Origin of the sequence: Acidaminococcus intestini DSM 21505 (assembly GCF_000425045.1) — a bacterium.
Classification (GTDB): domain Bacteria; phylum Bacillota; class Negativicutes; order Acidaminococcales; family Acidaminococcaceae; genus Acidaminococcus; species Acidaminococcus intestini.
The window spans coordinates 1-16725 of record NZ_AULA01000012.1; the positions used below are offsets into that span (position 1 = coordinate 1).

General features: G+C 50.6%; 13 protein-coding genes and 1 pseudogene. 12 read left to right on the forward strand and 2 right to left on the reverse strand.

What is annotated here, in order from left to right:
• Window positions 1–304: transposase (locus H503_RS0105095; RefSeq protein ID WP_162141332.1), on the forward strand; the 304-nt coding region annotated here is incomplete at its 5' end.
• 135 nt (window positions 305–439) lie between these two features.
• Here H503_RS0105095 and H503_RS0105100 read toward each other — a convergent pair.
• Window positions 440–844, reverse strand: coding sequence for a hypothetical protein (locus H503_RS0105100; protein ID WP_009015824.1), 405 nt, complete (start codon window positions 842–844; stop codon window positions 440–442).
• Between the two features lie 336 nt (window positions 845–1180).
• Here H503_RS0105100 and H503_RS12830 point away from each other — a divergent pair.
• Both H503_RS12830 and H503_RS0105120 read left to right on the forward strand, forming a co-directional pair.
• Window positions 1181–2792 (forward strand): annotated as a pseudogene (locus tag H503_RS12830) (gamma-glutamyltransferase family protein).
• A 14-nt stretch (window positions 2793–2806) separates the two neighbouring features.
• Window positions 2807–3085, forward strand: coding sequence for a glutaredoxin domain-containing protein (locus tag H503_RS0105120; RefSeq protein WP_009015822.1), 279 nt, complete (start codon window positions 2807–2809; stop codon window positions 3083–3085).
• A 61-nt stretch (window positions 3086–3146) separates the two neighbouring features.
• On the opposite strand, the gene H503_RS0105125 is transcribed toward H503_RS0105120, so the two are convergent.
• Window positions 3147–3935: an HAD-IIA family hydrolase gene (locus H503_RS0105125; RefSeq protein WP_014128671.1), complete on the reverse strand. Its 789-nt coding sequence runs from the start codon at window positions 3933–3935 to the stop codon at window positions 3147–3149.
• 244 nt (window positions 3936–4179) lie between these two features.
• Between H503_RS0105125 and H503_RS0105130 the strand changes: the two genes are divergently transcribed.
• The 9 genes from H503_RS0105130 (at window position 4180) to eno (ending at window position 16580) form a co-directional block, all read left to right on the forward strand.
• Window positions 4180–5550 (forward strand): sodium-dependent transporter, encoded by a 1371-nt coding sequence (locus tag H503_RS0105130; RefSeq protein WP_016459482.1) that lies wholly within the window; start codon window positions 4180–4182, stop codon window positions 5548–5550.
• A 133-nt stretch (window positions 5551–5683) separates the two neighbouring features.
• Entirely contained in the window at window positions 5684–6094 is a 411-nt protein-coding gene (locus H503_RS0105135; protein ID WP_009015819.1) for a MarR family winged helix-turn-helix transcriptional regulator, read from the forward strand.
• 13 nt (window positions 6095–6107) lie between these two features.
• Complete coding sequence (locus H503_RS0105140) at window positions 6108–6953, forward strand: pirin family protein (RefSeq protein WP_009015818.1); 846 nt, start codon at window positions 6108–6110, stop codon at window positions 6951–6953.
• Between the two features lie 517 nt (window positions 6954–7470).
• Window positions 7471–8676 (forward strand): dicarboxylate/amino acid:cation symporter, encoded by a 1206-nt coding sequence (locus H503_RS0105145; RefSeq protein ID WP_009015817.1) that lies wholly within the window; start codon window positions 7471–7473, stop codon window positions 8674–8676.
• Window positions 8677–9692: 1016 nt separating this feature from the next.
• Window positions 9693–10745: a sugar-binding transcriptional regulator gene (locus H503_RS0105150; RefSeq protein WP_009015816.1), complete on the forward strand. Its 1053-nt coding sequence runs from the start codon at window positions 9693–9695 to the stop codon at window positions 10743–10745.
• Between the two features lie 31 nt (window positions 10746–10776).
• The gene (gap, locus tag H503_RS0105155; RefSeq protein WP_009015815.1) at window positions 10777–11781 is read left to right on the forward strand and encodes a type I glyceraldehyde-3-phosphate dehydrogenase; all 1005 of its coding nucleotides are present in this window, start codon (window positions 10777–10779) and stop codon (window positions 11779–11781) included.
• A gap of 20 nt (window positions 11782–11801) precedes the next feature.
• On the forward strand, window positions 11802–13727 hold the full coding sequence (gene tpiA, locus H503_RS0105160; protein WP_009015814.1) for a triose-phosphate isomerase: 1926 nt from the start codon (window positions 11802–11804) through the stop codon (window positions 13725–13727).
• Window positions 13728–13735: 8 nt separating this feature from the next.
• Complete coding sequence (gene gpmI / locus H503_RS0105165; protein ID WP_009015813.1) at window positions 13736–15268, forward strand: 2,3-bisphosphoglycerate-independent phosphoglycerate mutase; 1533 nt, start codon at window positions 13736–13738, stop codon at window positions 15266–15268.
• Window positions 15269–15296: 28 nt separating this feature from the next.
• The gene (gene eno, locus H503_RS0105170) at window positions 15297–16580 is read left to right on the forward strand and encodes a phosphopyruvate hydratase (RefSeq protein ID WP_009015812.1); all 1284 of its coding nucleotides are present in this window, start codon (window positions 15297–15299) and stop codon (window positions 16578–16580) included.
• The last annotated feature ends 145 nt before the right edge of the window (window positions 16581–16725 follow it).

The following is a 16725-nucleotide window of genomic DNA, read 5'->3' on the forward strand; positions in this document are numbered from 1 at the left end:
AGTATTGAGGCAGAAGACTGAATTGGCTGCGAAGCGGGAGCTAAACAAATGGTTAGCTATGGTAATGGGCTACAACTTAGATGCTTTTAAAGGGATTTTAAGATCTTTTAAAGATTGGGAGGCTGCAATTATTCAAGCAATTATCCAGCCATACTCCAATGGATTCACAGAAGGCTGTAACAACCTGATTAAGACGGTTAAGAGAGTTGCATTTGGAATGCGTGATTTCAACAGATTTAGGAACCGGATTCTCTATGTGAATTGGCAAAAAAGGAACTCGGCAAATGCCTTGCCGAGTTCCTAAAAGGCGATTTAGTTGTGGGGCACCCCAACATTTGACAAAGAACCAATTTTTTAACGTACTTGTACGTCGCCAGTAATATGATGGCTATGCCCGAAAATGAAAAACCACCCGCTATGCGGGTGGATAGTTATTTCCTTACCCAAAAATGACTTCATCAATCTCTTTCTGCACGGCCATATACTCCCGAATGGAGGCTTCACACCGCTCCGTGAAGGTGGGGCGCAGGTCGAGTTTTTCGCCAAGAAGCTTGAAGAAGGCCTTTTCTTCATCGGCATAGGTTCCATCCACAAGGGCAAGCCCCATCAGTTCGAAGACAACAATACGTTTTTGAATGCGGTCCGTTGCGGCATTGAGGTTCGTCGCTAGGGCTTCCAGGGATTTCTGAGGCGCGTCAAGGGAAATGGTCATCTGCAGTTCCTCGCCATAGGCTGCGAGCAGTTTTTCTTCCCGCTTATCGACAATTCCATCGGCATTGCACAAATATTTGGCAATATCAATAAAAACTTCCTTTGCAGGTTGAGATAATCTCCGTAAATACATAAGGACCCCCTCGTTCAAGTTTGCTCCACGGAAATCTTAAGAAAATTCTATGGGTGCTTCCTTGCTTTTTATTATAGCAAAGCGCGTAGGGAGACACAATGACAAAAGGGAGAGCTCAAGAGATAAAAGTAAAATATGTAATAAATTTGACAATTGAACTCGTTGAAAAAAGGCGTTTCTTCGACCTTTTTAGCTATGCGTGAACAAGGAAATCGAAAAAAATGAATCTTGATGAAGATGCTGTGTTTTCCAGTGTTCTTCATGATATAATGAAGAGCAAGAATGTGCTGTCAGATTCCATGGACTTGCTTCATGATACGTAAAGGAGGTCCTTTCATGGACTTTTCGCAAATAAGGCATCCTTATCCTTCGCGCCGCAGCGTGACCTACGGCAGACGCGGCATGGTGGCTACCAGCCAAACCCTTGCGGCGCAGGCGGGTCTTGCCATGCTGAAACAGGGCGGGAACGCGGCCGATGCCATTATCGCCACGGCGATTGCCATGACCGTTCTTGAACCAACGAGTAACGGCCTGGGAAGTGACGCTTTTGCTCTTTATTGGAGCGCAAAAGATCATCAGCTTTTTGGCCTTAATGGCAGCGGATGGGCGCCCCAGGCACTGACGCTTGAGGCCATGCGCGAAAAAGGCGTTGCTGCTATGCCGGAGCGGGGCTGGGCTTCCGTGACCGTTCCAGGTGCTGTTTCAGCATGGTCCGTCCTACATCGTCGTTTTGGCAGGCTGCCCTTCAAGCGTCTTTTCGAGCCGGCGCTGTCTTACGCCGAAGAAGGGTATCCTGTCCAGCCTGTGACAAGTCTCCTCTGGAACCGGAGCGTCCAAACCTTTGCGCCTTTAAAGAAGGACGAAGTGTTTGCCCCGCTGTTTGAAACTTTCTTCAAGAACGGGGCCCCTGGCCCTGGCGATTTGGTCCGTCTTCAAGATCACGCAAAGACCCTGCGCCTTCTTGCTGAAAGCCACTGCGAAAGCTATTACCGCGGTGAGATTGCTCGGGCTATCGATGACTTTTCCAAAAAGACGGGCGGCTATCTTCGCGCAGAAGACCTGGCTACCTATGAAGCGGAATGGGTGACGCCTGTATCCCGTTCTTATCACGGCTTTGAAATCTGCGAAATCCCGCCCAATGGGCATGGCATTGTGGCCCTCATGGCCCTTGCCCTTGCAAGCCGTCTTCCCATCAAGAACCGAGCGGAGCCGCGGAGCGTTCATTATGCCATTGAAGCCATGAAGCGTGCTTTTGTGGACGGTATGGAATATATTACCGATCCCCGTTACATGAAAGTGGACGTGAACGATCTTTTAAGCGATGCTTATGCTGATCGTCGTGCCCAAGGTCTTACGGAAGACGCCGAAATGCCGCGCGCCATCGATCCGGACTGCGGCGGTACAGTCTATCTCTGCGCGGCCGATGGGGAAGGTAATATGGTTGTCCTTTATTCAGAGCAACTTCCGTGGCTTTGGCAGCGGAATCGTCATTCCTGGGTATGGCATTTCCTTTAACGATCGTGCAAGTTCCTTCCGTCTTGATGAGAAGGCGGCCAATGTCCTCGTACCGGGTAAAAAGCCTTACCACACCATTATCCCTGGTTTCCTCATGAAACAGGGAGAACCCCTTGGCCCTTTCGGCGTCATGGGCGGCTATATGCAGCCCCAGGGTCATCTCCAGGTCATGATGAACTATATCGATTTTGGCCTTAATGAGCAGGAAGCCCTTGATGCACCGCGCTGGCAGTGGATGGGCGGCAAAAAGATTGAAATTGAGCCGGGCTTTGGCCCTGCTGTGATTGAAGACCTGAGACGCCGCGGCCATGAAGTGACGGTCAAAGAGGATTTTACCAGCTTTGGCCGAGGTCAAATGATCATGCGTCAAAAAAACGGGTCCCTTGCTGGAGCCACAGAACCCCGGGCGGACGGCACTGTCGCCGCTTGGTAAAAGGAGGAATTTCCATGAAAAAAGTAACAATGATCGTCATGCCGGGCTGTCCCTACTGTGCTAATGCCAAAAAGGCATTGGCAGCCCTTCAGAAAGAGGCAGCCTATCGAGATGTCCAGGTGGAACTTGTCGATGAAACAAGTGAAGCCGACAAAGTAAAACCTTATGCCGGTGCGTATTACTATGTACCGACCCTTTTTGTGAATCACGATAAGAGTTACGAGGCGCATCCCGGCGATACGTATGAAGTCATCTGCGAAGCTGTGGAAAAAGCGCTGGCTGCTGCCAAATAATTTCCCCGCAAATAGAAAACCTGCAGCAAGAGGAGTCCTCCTTTTCTGCAGGTTTCTTTTTTCATTTTTTGGGGACGATGTCCCCAATTCCATTAAGGACATAATGGGGCTGGTAGGAGTAGTGCTTCATTGTGCTCCGCGTTGTCACGCCTGAAAGGACGAGTGCCGTTTCCATCCCTGTTTCTACACCGGCGATGATGTCCGTATCCATGCGGTCACCAATCATGACGGCATCTCCGGAATGGACCCCCAATTTTTTTAGACCTGTCCGCATCATAAGAGGATTTGGCTTGCCGATGAAGTAGGCAGCTACCCCGGTTGCTAGTTCAATCGGGGCAACGAGGGCGCGGCAGGCGGGGATGATGCCTCGGTCGCTGGGCCCCGTAAGATCGGAGTTTGTGGCAATGAGTTTAGCTCCTTGATTGATGAGCTGCGTTGCCTTAATGATCATTTCATAATTATACCCTGTCGTTTCACCCACAACGACATAATCAGGGTTCACATCATTAAAGGGGATCCCTGCATCGTAGAGCGCGTTCATGAGTCCGTGGGCACCGATGATATAAGCGCTGGAACCGGGTGCCTGTGTCTTTAGGAATTGAGCTGTTGCCAGGGCGCTTGTGTAAAAGTGGGATTCGTCGATGTCAATCCCCATGGCAAGGAGCTTTTTGTGGAGTTCAAGAGGTGTGCGTTCGCTGGAGTTGGTGAGGAAGAGAAACTGCTTTTTTTCCTTCCTGAGCCAGTCCACAAATTCCTTGACACCAGGAAGAAGCTGGGAACCTTGGTAAATGACACCATCCATATCGCTGATAAAGCCATGTTTGGAACGAATGATTTCAAGATCTCTCATATTGACCCTCCTTTGTGATTTTGTTTTTATTATCATTCACAGCAAAATAAATAGCAAGCGATTTACCGTGATTTTACAGTTTTCTCACGTCTTTTACGAAAACGGTTCAAATGGGGCGGAACGGACTCCCAAAAAACGGAAAAGTTTTGCTTTCTCCCGTACAATCCGTTATACTTGAAAGCATGATTGTGGAAAAAATTGCACTAAGAGACTGATTCAGCAGTATTGTAGGAGGGCAGCAGTTATGAAGGAAAGAGAAACTCTTGGATCACGGCTTGGCTTTATTTTACTGAGTGCAGGATGCGCCATTGGCGTTGGCAATGTGTGGCGTTTCCCTTACATTACAGGACAGTATGGAGGCGGCTTCTTCGTTCTCGTCTATGTGCTTTTCCTTGCCATCTTGGGAATTCCCATCATGACCATGGAATACGCCATGGGGCGGGCCACAAAGCGCAGTATCCTGCCGGCGTACCGCCTGCTTGAACCGAAAGGCAGTCACTGGCACCTCATGGGATATCTATCCATGGCAGGCAACTATGTCCTGCTCATGTATTATTCCGTGGTTTCGGCGTGGATCTTTTACTACGCTTATCTCATGATGAAAGGCACCTTCCTGGGACTTGATACGGCTCAGGTTGAGGCCATCTACGGCGGGATGATGGGGTCCCCGCGGATTCTCGTATCGGTCATGCTCGTCGTGGTTGTCCTCACGGCCGTCATCTGCAGTATGGGACTCAAAAAAGGCGTTGAAAGCATAACCAAGTTCATGATGATGGCCCTTCTGGCTCTTATGGTCATTCTGGGTATCCGGAGCCTGCTCCTTCCCGGTGCCATGGAAGGCATTTCCTTCTATCTCAAACCCAATCTTGCTAATATGGAAAAGGACGGCATCTGGAACGCGGTCTATGCAGCCCTCAACCAGAGCTTCTTTACCCTCAGCATCGGCATGGGCGGAATGGAAATTTTTGGCAGCTACATTGATAAAGATAAGCGCCTTATGGGAGAAGCCGTCACCGTGACGGCCCTTGATACCTTTGTTGCCATTACAGCAGGCCTCATTATTTTCCCTGCCTGTTTTGCCTACGGCATTGCACCAGACGCAGGTCCCAAGCTGATTTTCCTTACTTTGCCGCGAGTTTTTAGTTCCATGGCCGGCGGTGTGGTCTGGGGATCGCTCTTTTTCATCTTCCTGTCCTTTGCCGCCCTTTCGACCATGATTGGCGTTTTCGAAAATCTTCAGGCCTTTGCCATTGACCTTAAAGGTGCGAGCCGGAAGGCGGCGGGGCTTGTAAATGGAATTATCATTGCCATCGGTTCCATTCCCTGCGCCCTGGGCTTTAACCTATGGGCTTCTTTCCAGCCCCTGCGGCCTGGCAATACGGTCATGGACATGGAAGACTTCTTTGTCAGCAATATTTGTCTTCCTGTAGGTTCCTTTATCATCACCCTTTTCTGTACTTGGAAGTTGGGGTGGGGGTTCGACCGCTTTATCGAAGAAGCAAACGAAGGGCAGGGACTTTCTGTAGCTAGAAAATTCCAATGGTACTTTAAATATATCCTGCCCTGTATCGTCGGGTTCCTTGTCGTTTATGGCATTGTGACCTATTTTAGATGAGCATCTGTTCCAGCTCTTTTCATGAAGAAAGGGGCTGTTTTTTTCTGCCCGGACGCGAATCCAGGGGAAAAGTTGACAAATCATCTAACTAGAGTATAATATAACTAACTAGATGTAAAAGCGGGGGAGCCCTATGAAAAAACAAGTGGAACTGATTGCCATGCATCGAATTGTCAATGAATTGGATAGGCGGACGGCGGCCATTGCCCGTAAATACGGGCTAACCTTACCTCAGTTTGCCGTGCTCGAGGCTCTTTACCATAAAGGGGACCTATCCGTGGGAGAACTGAAAGAAAGCGTTCTGTCAACAGATGGGACCATTCCCGTGGTGACACGGCATCTCAAGCAGCAGGGGCTTATAGTAGGGACAACAGACTCCAAGGATAGGCGCCGGACCATTATGACGCTGACCGATAAGGGCCGCGCTCTCATTGCCAAAGTCTATCCAGAAAATGAAGCGATGCTCGACGCGATTTTTGGAAAATGGAACCATGAGGAAAGAAAAGCCGTGCTTCGGCTCCTTTCCCTGCTGGAACTGGATTAAGGAGGAATGAATAATGGAAAGAAAAATAGAAACACAGGTTAAAGGATTCCACGCCATTGATGGGGGCGGCGTTCATCTCGTGCGGGTGCTCGGCAATACGACGGTAAAGGCATTCAATCCTTTCCTCATGCTGGACTCGTTTGACTCAACAAACCCCGAGGATTATGTGGCTGGCTTTCCCATGCATCCCCACCGCGGCATCGAGACCATCACCTTCGTGGCTCATGGGAACATGCGGCACAAGGACAGCATGGGCTTTGAAGATATCGTTCAGGATGGGGAAGTGCAGTACATGTCCGCTGGATCGGGCATCCTTCACGAAGAAACCATCCCCGCGTCACCGCGGATGTGCGGCCTTCAGCTTTGGCTGAACCTTCCGGCCAAGGATAAAATGACAAAGCCGAGTTACAAGGCCATCAAAAAGAATGAAATCCCGGAAGTCCCTCTTATTCATGGCAAAGTCCGCGTCCTCATGGGAAACTACGAGGGAACCCAGGGCTATCAATCACATCATCTGCCTCTTGACTACTACGATATCCATCTGGACCCAGGGGCATCTTTGACTTGGAAAGTTGACAGGGAGCGGGCAGCAATGGGCTTTACCCTTCAAGGTGAAGTCATTGTAGCCGGAAATGTTATTCCTGAAAAGACTGCCGTTCGCTTTACGGAAGGCGATACAGTCACCATCACGGCTGGGAAGGATCCTGTGGAATTCATGTTCATGAGTTCCCTGGAACTTGATGACCCCATCCATTGGGGCGGCCCCATTGTCATGGATACTCGTGAAGGCCTGCTCACTGCTTTTCAGGAACTTGAAACAGGTACTTTTCTCAAAGACAAAATGGACGTGGAAAAATAAAGCGGCATATAGGGCTGTTATGATAACAACCTGTTTGATTGAGAATGTGAGCCCTTTGCTCTAGAAAAGATTGGAGTGCACAAGGGGCTCATGGTCTATCAGAATGATGCGTTTTATCGAGCACAAAAGGAAATACGAATATTCCAGAAGACTGCCCTTTTACAGAAACCGAATATAAGATGATAGCTCTAAACCGAACCTGCGCTTACGTTCGGTTTAGGGCTTGCTTTGTTGTCTTATCTCTTCCGGTCTTTCTTCTATTTGCTTTTTGCGAATTTGGCGCAGATGGGTTCAGTTGCCAGGAACTTCCGCTTCCACCAACGACGATGAAATTGTGTACCGCAATATGTTACGATGCAGCATACCTTTATTGCCATCCCTTCCAATCCATAGATTTTCCTCAAAGGCACTTTTTCATTCATGAAATCCTTGCATAGTCCTTTCCTCCCTATTTCGTGATATAATGAAAAAACTTAATATGAACATTTTGTAAAATTCATAAAGGGAAGGATGATTGATGATGTGGAAAAAATACCAGTCCATTCCGCTCATCTATAAGATGATTGCGGGGATGCTTGCAGGGATTTTTGCTGGCTGGCTCATGGGGGCGGGGACAGAACTTTTTGCTCCCCTTGGCAAGTTTTTCCTGACCTGTCTCAAATGTATTGCCATGCCGCTTGTCATCGTAAACCTCATTGCGGGAATCTCAAACCTAGATAACCCGGAATCCTTTGGCCGGATTGGCATACGGATCATCCTCTACTATATCCTTACAAGTGCCGCCGCCATGATCGTTGGTTTTGGCGTTGCGACCCTCATCAAACCGGGAATAAATCTACCTTTGACGGGCACCTACAAAGGCGTCGTTGGGGAAATCCCCACCATTGGTTCAACGCTCCTTGCCCTCGTGCCAAGCAACATTTTTAAAGCCATGATGGAAGGCCGATTTGACCAGGTTGTTATTGTCAGTGCAGTTACGGGCGTGTCCCTTCTTATGATGCCTGACGCTCCAAGAAAACGCCTGACAACGCTCTTTCAAGACCTGTCGGATCTGATGAACCAGCTTGTCCATATCATCATGATCCTTGCGCCTTACGGAATTTTTGCCCTTGTTGCCCAATCTGTGGGTAAATACGGCAGTGCTATCTTTGGAACACTTGCCAAATACATTGGCAGCGTCTATTTGGGAATCTTCATCATGTGCTGCCTCTATGCCCTCATGGTCTTTGTTTTTACGGGCATTCGGCCAGGTGAATTTTTCCGCAAGGCCTCACGTATCATGGTTACGGCTTTCAGCACCTGTTCGAGCACCAGTTCCATTCCAATCAACATGGAATGCGCCGAAAGCTTGGGCGCCCCGAAAAAGGTCTACTCCTTTACTATTCCGCTGGGTGCCCAAATCAATAAAGACGGGACCTGCGTGTGTCTGACCACGGTTTTCATTATGACTGCTCAGGCTATTGGTGTATCGGTCGACGTTGGTCTGATGCTCAAAGTCCTTGTAATTGGCCTGATCCTAACAACGGGGAGCGGTGCAGTACCGAGCGGCATGCTCGTCATCCTGGCGATTTTATTGGAGAGCCTGGGCTTTCCGCTTGAAATCGTAGGCCTTGTTGCTGGCGTCCATGCTTTTAATGACATGGGCATGACCATGATCAATTGCTTAGGTGACCTGTCCGGTACCATCATCGTTGGTCATAAAGAAAAGCAGCATGCTGTCTAGAAAGAGCTGCGAAGCCAGGGCCTATTTATTGGTCGTGGACAAGCCAGCCGTAATCGATAGCACTCTTAAACAAGGTTTTTGCCATCCTTTTTCAGCTTGCCTTACCATCCCTTTGCCTTGTGGTTTTATGCCCTCTGAGCTCGACTCGTAGAGTCGAGCTCAGAGGAAAAAAGCGAACACAGGTTGTTCCGGGAGGTATCGTGTTCTTTCTAATCAAAAGATTAACCACTCGCAAAAGCCAAATAGACACTAAGAGTCCTCACTCGAACCTGCGCTTACCTTCGGTTTAGGTCATGCTCTGTTGTCTTATCCCTTCCGGTCTTTCTTCTATTTGTTTTTTGCGAATTTAGCTCAGATGGGTTCAGTTGCCAGGAGCCTCCGCTTCTACCGACGACGGCGGAATTTCCCGTTATTACGTCTTTTAGACAACGCAGATGGGGACGATATGGGCCTCAGGCGAATCATGTTTCCTCTAAAAACCGAAAAAATTCCAAGAAGTGGCTCGCCCGCCGAAAGCATTTTTCGGACATCTTAAAAATGAGATTGTGGTACGCACCTTCTTGCGGCGGAGCATGCCATCATTGGCATCAAATCAATCTTTTAAAGGCCAATGATGACGCGTAGCTCCATCGAAGCGGAGCGATTTTTGCTCCGAGTAAAAATAAAAGGGGCCCGACGTCTCATTACGAGCGAGAGCAAGGAACATTTTTCGATGGGCCAAAACGGCTGCGCAGGAAGCAGCTTGTTTCCTAGCTGCTTGCAGGACCGTGTAATCGAAAAATCAATTCGGCGTCCATGGCCGATAGGCAGACGGTTTGGCGCCATGCGCCACGGTCAAATCCCTTTCAACCTAGAAACGTCCAAAACCGTTTGTTTCCTATTCCTCCGTCCATTTTTCTACCGCACAAAAACAAAAATGTTCCCCATCTTCTTCACAATATGGTATAATACGAGTAGCCATCGTTGCTATTTTTTTACGAGGAGGGTGGGACGCAAAACGTACCACGTGGGACAAAATGGAAAGCATTGATTTGGGTAAGGTAATCAACCTACAAAACAAACTTGTTCCAGAAATGGTCCAGCTGCTCACGGAACGCTATAGCATCCTGCGTCAGATCAGTCATGATCAGCCCATTGGACGGAGGAGCCTCGCACGCAAACTCTCGCTGAGCGAGCGGGTACTGCGAAGCCATGTCGATTTCCTGAAAGAAGCTGGGCTCTTGGAGTTTGGCCTGACGGGCATGACGCTCACCGAAGAAGGCAACCATCTTTTGCAGGAACTGCGGGACTATGTCAATCGTCTCCAGAATCTATCTTCCTTGGAAGCAATCCTCGTCCAGAAACTGAAGCTCCGAAAGGTTTACGTGATCCCTGGCAATGCGGATGATAATCCCGTTGTTGTCCAGGAGATTGGCCGCGTAGCCGCCGGAATCCTGCTTCGTCTCCTCGCGGATAAGAAACCTCATACGGTGGCAGTGACAGGCGGCACGACCGTGGCGGCCATGGCAGAAAACATCTATGGCAAGGAACCGGAAGCGACCATTGTCCCGGCCCGTGGTGGGCTGGGGGATCGCATCGAGCTCCAGGCCAATACGATTGCTACGGTTCTTGCACGCAGACTGAAGACCAAGTACCTTCAGCTCTACGTGCCCGATAGTGTGAGTGAATCCGTCTTGGACCGCATTCTTGAAGAGGACGCCGGTGTCAAGCATGTCATCAACACCATCAAAAGTGCTGATATCCTGATTCATGGTATGGGTGAGGCCTTTGTCATGGCCAAAAAGCGCGGTGTTTCGGAGACGCTGATCCAAAAGCTCAAGGAAGCCGGTGCTGAAGGGGAAGCCCTGGGACAATACTTCGACCTTGACGGGAAGGTTGTCTACAGTACAGATTCCCTAGGCCTTATGGCCAATGACCTTGCGACAATCCCTACGGTCATGGGGATTGCCGGCGGTGCTTCCAAAGGCCGCGCCATCTTGTCCGTCCTGCGCAGCGGTCATGACCAGATCCTGGTTACGGACGAGGCCGCTGCCCGCGAAATCTTAACGTTGCTTGCAAAATCAAAATGATTTTCTAATGGTATCTTTGGGAGGTAGTAAAATGGTAAAAGTTGGTATCAATGGTTTTGGTCGTATCGGTCGCTGTGCACTCCGCATTGCTGTGAAGAATCCGGAAGTCGAAGTTGTTGCAGTAAACGCCCGTTCCGGCATCGACACCTATGCTCATCTGCTCAAATACGATACCCTTCATGGGACGTTTGATGAGGATGTCCGCGTTGACGGCGATGTCATGATTGTTGGCGATCGCCGCATCAAGTTTACCCGCTTCACCGAACCGAAGGAAATTCCTTGGGGTGAACTGGGTGTTGATGTTGTCCTTGAAACGACGGGGAAGTTCAAGAACCGTGAACAGGTCCAGCCGCATCTGGATAACGGGGCCAAAAAGGTCCTTATCGCGGCTCCGGCTAAAGGCGAAGACCTGACCATCGTGCTTGGTGTCAATGATGATATGTACGATCCAAAGAAACACAATATCATTTCCAATGCTTCCTGCACGACAAACTGCCTGGCTCCTTTCACTAAAGTCCTTCTGGACAACTTCGGGATTGAAACGGGCCTCATGACGACGGTTCATTCCTACACGAATGACCAGAAGATCCTTGATGCTGCCCATAAAGACCTGAGACGCGCTCGTGCCGGTGCCTGCTCCATCATTCCGACCACGACTGGTGCAGCCAAGGCTACGGGTCTTGTCCTTCCGGAACTTGCCGGTAAACTGAACGGCATGAGTGTCCGCGTCCCGACTCCGGATGTTTCTTTGACCGATCTTGTGGTTACCCTCAAGAAAGAAACAACGAAGGAAGAAATCAACGAAGCTATGCGCGTTGCTTCCGAAACGACCATGAAAGGCATCCTCGGTTACAGCGAACTGCCCCTTGTTTCCAGCGACTATAAAGGCTGCCCGCTGAGCTCCATTGTTGATGGCCTTTCCACCATGATGGTTGGCCCGAAGATGGCTAAAGTCGTTGCTTGGTATGATAACGAATGGGGTTATTCCAACCGCCTTGTTGAACTGGCCCTCTTTGTTGCTGAAAAAGGCCTCTAAGATCAAAGGAGCATGCCTTCATGGAAAAGAAAACCGTAAGAGATATCAATGTCAAAGGGAAAAAGGTCCTCGTCCGCGTGGACTATAACGTCCCTATGAATGACAAGGGGGAAATCACCGATACCATTCGCATCGATGCTACCCTGCCGACGCTGAACTACCTCCTAGACCAAGGGGCCGCCATCATCTTGATGGCGCACCTGGGCCGTCCAAAAGGGAAGGTTGTTCCGTCCATGAGCCTCAAACCCTGCGCGGAATACCTGTCCCAGGTCATGAAAAAAGAAGTGAAGTTTGCTCCGGACTGCATTGGTCCCGAAGCAACCGAAGCTGCCCGTGAACTGCAGCCCGGCGAAATCCTCATGCTGGAAAACCTGCGGTTCCATCCGGAAGAAGAAAAGAACGATATGGCTTTTGCCGCATCCCTGGCTTCCTTAGCCGACATTTATGTCAACAACGGCTTTGGTGTGTCCCACCGGGCCCACGCTTCCGTAGAAGGGGTTGCCCACTATTTGCCGGCTGTATCGGGTTTCCTTCTGGAAAAAGAAATCAAGTACCTCGGCAATGCCGTCGATCATCCGGTCCGTCCTTTTGCCGCCATCGTCGGCGGTGCTAAGGTGGCAGATAAGATCGGTGTCATCCGCAGCCTTATTGAAAAAGCGGATATCATCCTTATTGGCGGCGGGATGGCCAATACCTTCCTGGCTGCCCAAGGGTACGACTTGGGAAAATCCCTTGTCGAAAAAGAAAGCATTGACGTGGCCAAAGAGCTCATCGCCCTTGCCAAGGAAAAAAATAAGAAGATGCTGCTTCCGATTGACCTTGAAATGGCGGCTTCTTTCTCGGCCGACAGTGAACATGCTTCCCAGACCTTGGATCAGCTCAATCCGGAATGGATGGCCCTTGATATTGGACCCAAGACAGCACAGCTGTATGCCGATACCTTGAAGAACTGCAAGACCATCGTCTGGAACGGACCGATGGGTGTCTTTGAAATGGCGCCTTTCGCTGCCGGTACGCGCCGTGTAGCCGAAGCTATGGCCGATAACGAAGGCATCACTATCGTCGGCGGCGGTGACAGTGCGGCTGCTGTCAAGCACATGGGTCTTGACAGCCGGATGAAGCATGTGTCGACAGGCGGCGGTGCTTCCCTTGAATATCTTGAAGGGAAGGTGCTTCCTGGCGTTGCTGCCTTGGATGATCTCCGGGACCCTATGGTGGCCGGAAACTGGAAATGTAATAAGACCGTGGAAGAGGCCATGGAATTGGCCCATACCTTGATGCATACCACGGAACAGGCAAATTGTGAAATCGTTCTTTTCCCGCCCTTTACGGCTCTTGAATCTGTAGCGGCAACGGTGGAAGGATCCCATCTGGGATATGGTTCCCAGGACCTGTTCTACATGGATCAAGGCGCTTTCACTGGCGCAGTTTCCGGCCCGATGATTGCCGAAATTGGTTCCGAATATTCCATCGTAGGCCATTCCGAACGGAGAACTTACTTTGGGGATACAGATGCGATTGTGGTCAAGAAGGTCCAGGCCTGCTATCGAAATGGTCTCGATCCTGTTCTCTGCGTTGGCGAGAACGAAGAGGAACGGACGGAAGGCCGTACGGAAAGTACAATCTTAAGCCAGCTCCTACCGGTTCTTGCCGTCTTGACTGACGACGAGGCACGCCGACTCGTCGTTGCTTATGAACCGCTCTGGGCCATTGGCACGGGCAAGACGGCATCCGTAGAAGATGCTCTTGCTGTCAGTGCCATCATTCGCCGCGCCGTTGAAGAACGGTTCAATCATGAAACAAGCCGCCGTGTCCGTGTCCTTTATGGCGGTTCCGTAACGGCCGAAAATGCGCATGCCTTCCATCAGCCTGGTATTGATGGCGTTCTTGTTGGCGGGGCCAGCCTCTCGGCTGAATCCTTTGCCGCCATCTGCAATACGTTTTGAGGCGCATCATGAAGAAACCTGTTGTACTTATGATCCTTGATGGGTGGGGGATTGCACCGCCTTCATCTACGAACGCGGCGACCAAAGCCCAAACACCCCATCTGGATTTCTATTTCCATCGCTATCCCCATGGTAAGCTCCAGCCAAGCGGTGAAGCTGTTGGCCTGCCGACTGGGCAGATGGGAAACTCTGAAGTGGGTCATCTGACCATTGGTTCCGGACGCGTTATCTATCAAAACCTGACGCGCATCACTCGGGCCATCAAAGATGGATCCTTTGAGCAAAATGCCGTGCTTCTTGAAGCCATGAACAAAGCCAAGGAAACAGGCCATAAGTTCCATGTCATGGGACTTTTGAGTGATGGCGGCGTCCACAGCCATATGGATCATCTGCTGGGCCTGCTGCGCTTAGCGAAAAAAGAAGGCCTTTCCGAAGTGTATATCCATGCCTTCCTGGACGGGCGAGATACGCCGCCCCAAAGTGCCGGTACGTACCTGAAAGCCCTTCAGGATGCTATCAAGGAGATTGGCATTGGAAAGATTGCTACCGTGAGCGGACGCTATTATGCCATGGACCGCGATAAACGCTGGGAACGGATCCAAAAAGCCTATGATGCCATGACCGGGGCGGAGAGCCTTACGGCGCCGTCCGCCTTGGAAGGGCTCCAAGCCGCTTATGAGCGGGGCGTAACCGACGAATTTGTCGAACCTTTTTCCATCTTGGGAAAAGAAGGATCCATTGCTTCTGGCGATAGCCTTGTGTGCTTTAACTTCCGTCCCGACAGGGCTCGGGAAATCACCCGTGCCTTTGCCGATCCTTCCTTTACGGAAGTGACGCGCCGCGACGGGGAGCTTCCTGTGACGGTGGCGTCCATGACGGAATATGATGCCACGCTGCCCATTCCCGTGGCTTTTCCACCGGAACATATTGCCGATACGCTGGCAGAAACGGTTTCCAAAAAGGGCCTTCGCCAGCTACATATTGCAGAAACGGAAAAATACGCCCACGTTACGTTTTTCTTCAATGGTGGGCGGGAAGAAGTTTTCCCTGGGGAAGACCGCATCCTTGTTCCGTCGCCGCATGTCGCGACCTATGACCTACAGCCTGAGATGAGTGCCTATATTGTCACGGAAAAACTTCAGGAAGCATTGGATCAGGACCTTTATGATCTCATCATACTGAATTTTGCAAACCCTGACATGGTGGGGCATACGGGGGTCATGAAAGCCGCCGTAGCAGCAATGGAAGCCGTAGATGAATGTGTCGGCGGCCTCGTGGACAAGATCCTTCAAAAAGGCGGTGCCGTCTGCATTACGGCAGACCATGGCAACTTGGAAGAAATGGAGGACCCTGTAAGCCACATGCCCATGACGGCCCATACGACAAACCCTGTTCCTTTCCTGGTCATTGGAGCCGAGGCGGGAACGGCCGTCATGGATGGCGGACTGTCGGACATCGCGCCGACCCTCCTTTCCCTCATGGGCCTTGAAAAACCGGAAGCCATGACAGGACACAGCCTGCTTGTAAAAAATCCTGACTGATCCCAGCAAAAAGAAGAGGTGCATAACAATGGGACTTATTGAAAATATCTGTGCAAGAGAAATCCTGGATTCCCGCGGCAACCCCACCGTTGAAGTGGAAGTCCTCCTTGATAACGGCATCATCGGCCGCGCTGCTGTTCCGAGCGGTGCTTCCACAGGTGTTCATGAAGCCGTGGAACTGCGTGACGGGGATAAGAACCGTTACCTCGGTAAAGGCGTCTTGAAGGCTGTGGATAACGTCAACGACGTCATCTGCGATGCCCTCATTGGCCTTGAACCGTCTCGTCAAATCGAGATTGACCAAGCGCTCCTGAGCCTTGATGGAACCGAAAATAAAGGCAAACTTGGTGCCAATGCCATCCTGGGCGTCAGCCTTGCCTGCGCCAAGGCAGCCGCCGAAGACACCGGCCTTCCCCTGTACCAATACCTGGGCGGTGTCAACGCCAAGGAACTGCCTGTTCCTATGATGAATATCCTTAATGGCGGTGCCCATGCCGATAACAACGTTGATATCCAGGAATTCATGGTCATGCCGATTGGGGCCGTGAACTTTGCCGAAGCCCTGCGCATGAACGCTGAAATCTACCATGCCCTGAAAGCGGTCCTTAAGGAAAAAGGCCTTGCAACCGCTGTGGGTGATGAAGGCGGTTTTGCCCCGAACCTTGACAGCAACGAAGAAGCCCTTGCCGTCATTGTCGACGCCATCAAAAAAGCCGGCTACAAACCGGGCAAGGAGGTTGTCCTTGCCATCGATACGGCTGCTTCCGGTCTTCTTGAAGATGGCAAATACGTCCTCAAAGGAGAAGGTGTGGCAAAGACCAGCGCTGAGATGGTTGACTGGTATGAAGCCCTTTGCGAAAAATACCCCATCATCTCCATCGAAGATGGCCTTGGTGAAGATGATTGGGATGGCTGGAAGCTTCTTACGGATCGCCTGGGCAAGAAAGTCCAGATCGTGGGCGATGACCTTTTTGTCACGAATGTGGAACGCCTTGCCAAAGGGATTGAAATGGGGGTAGCTAACGCCATTCTGATCAAACTGAACCAGATTGGGACCTTGACAGAAACCCTTTCCGCCATTGAAATGGCAAAACGCGCTGGCTATACGGCCATTGTTTCCCACCGCAGCGGGGAAACGGAAGATACGACCATTGCTGATGTCGTTGTTGGCACCAACGCCGGTCAGATCAAGTCCGGGGCTCCGTGCCGTACGGACCGTGTCGCTAAATATAACCAGCTCCTGCGCATTGAGGAAGACCTTGGCGCAGCAGCCCAGTATAACGGCAAAGCCGTATTCTATAATCTGAAATAGAACGGGACTTGAAACAGCAAGAGGCAGTGAAGATGAGAATTCATCTTCACTGCCTCTTGGTTTACGTAAAATGAGGAACCCTTTTTGATGGGTCTTCGGTCGAAAAATCAATTCGGTGCCTACGAGTGATGGGGAGGCGGTTTGG